We start from the raw sequence: 240 nt of genomic DNA, 5'->3' as shown, positions 1-240 counted from the left end.
ATCTAAGAGTTTTACAAGCATCTTTATCTATCTCAATGTGAGAAATTATATTAAAATCTTTATCTCTAAAACCTTCTGTTAATCCTCCAGCTCCAGAAAACAAATCCAGTATATTCACTACCTGTCACCCACTCTTTAAAACTTTCTTATGTTTATTCTACTATGACGGCACTTTAAAAACACTATCTTTATAAAAATTTACATAATATATTAATAATACAATCAAATAAACTATATTAA

At 25.8% G+C, this 240-nt stretch carries 1 protein-coding gene; it reads right to left on the bottom strand.

Annotated elements, in window-relative coordinates; genetic code table 11:
- Nucleotides 1-118 (bottom strand): DNA cytosine methyltransferase (locus AC6UDG_RS07840; protein WP_500707012.1); only part of this gene is annotated, 118 nt, incomplete at its 3' end.
- Between the last annotated feature and the right edge of the window lie 122 nt (nucleotides 119-240).

The organism is Fructilactobacillus sp. X2R1C1 (genome assembly GCF_059901435.1).
The sequence above is the reverse complement of the archived record's forward strand: the minus strand, read 5'-3'. Positions and strand labels throughout refer to the sequence as shown.